Origin of the sequence: Lewinella sp., from assembly GCF_050633125.1 — a bacterium.
Lineage (GTDB): Bacteria > Bacteroidota > Bacteroidia > Chitinophagales > Saprospiraceae > Lewinella.
The window spans coordinates 1,273-2,365 of record NZ_JBOEFX010000245.1 but is presented as its reverse complement, the minus strand read 5'-3'; the positions used below and the strand labels follow the sequence as shown (position 1 = coordinate 2,365).

Annotated in this window: 2 protein-coding genes; both read left to right on the top strand. The window is 36.7% G+C overall.

Annotation, left to right across the window (positions count from 1 at the left end; genetic code table 11):
- Positions 1–767: aminotransferase class I/II-fold pyridoxal phosphate-dependent enzyme (locus ACRBG0_RS28680; RefSeq protein WP_431490251.1), on the top strand; the 767-nt coding region annotated here is incomplete at its 5' end.
- Between the two features lie 24 nt (positions 768–791).
- On the top strand, positions 792–1,093 hold a 302-nt coding region (locus ACRBG0_RS28675), incomplete at its 3' end, for a nitrilase-related carbon-nitrogen hydrolase (RefSeq protein ID WP_431490250.1).

Here is a 1,093-nt window from a genome sequence, read left to right as displayed (position 1 = left end):
CTATTGACTTAATGGGTGGTAAAACAATCTTTGTAGAGCTTAAAAACCCTGAATATAGAATTAACTGGGACGAAGTAAAAAAGGTGATCAATCAGCGTACAAAAATGATTATCATTAATACGCCACATAATCCATCAGGCACTATTATGACTGGTCAGGACATGGTTCAGTTAGAAAAAATATTAGACAATTCGGATATATTGGTGCTAAGTGATGAAGTATATGAACATATCATATTCGATGGGTACGAGCATCAGAGTGTTGCCCGTTTTCCGAAGTTAGCACAACGAAGTTTTATTGTCTCTTCTTTTGGAAAAACTTACCACACTACGGGTTGGAAAATCGGGTATTGTTTGGCTCCAAAGAAACTGATGGATGAGTTTAGAAAAACACATCAATACAACGTGTTCTCCGTACACAGTCCTTCGCAACAAGCTTATGCTGAATTTATGGAATTTGAGGACGAATACCTCAACCTAAGGCACTTCTATCAGGCGAAAAGAGATCTTTTCAAAAAGCAAATCAAAGGTTCTCGATTTAACATTTATCAAACGGCAGGAAGTTATTTTCAATTGTTAGATTATTCCAAAATCTCTAATGAAAACGATGTTAAGTTTGCCGAAAGATTAACCAAAGAGTTTAAAATTGCAGCGATTCCAACTTCTGTTTTGTACAATAGAAAGGTAGATCAAAATGTGTTGCGCTTCTGTTTTGCCAAACAAGATGATACTTTAATGAGGGCAGCAGAAGTAATTCATAAAATATAAGGTAGATTCATCTATCTTTGAAATGTGACAGATTTAACCCTTACTCTTGTTCAAACAAAATTGTTCTGGGAAAACCCGGAGGAAAATAGGAAGCACTTTGGTCGGCTCCTCGATTCTGTTGAACAAACGGATTTAATCGTTCTTCCAGAAATGTTTACAACCGGCTTTAGCATGAATTCAGACCATTTAGCTGAAGAAATGAATGGTGAAAGCGTGCTATGGATGGCTAAAATGGCAAAGCAAAAAAATGCAGTTATCACAGGCAGTATCATTATTAAAGAGGGAGGAAGTTTTTACAACCGACTTATCTGGATGCGACCAGATGG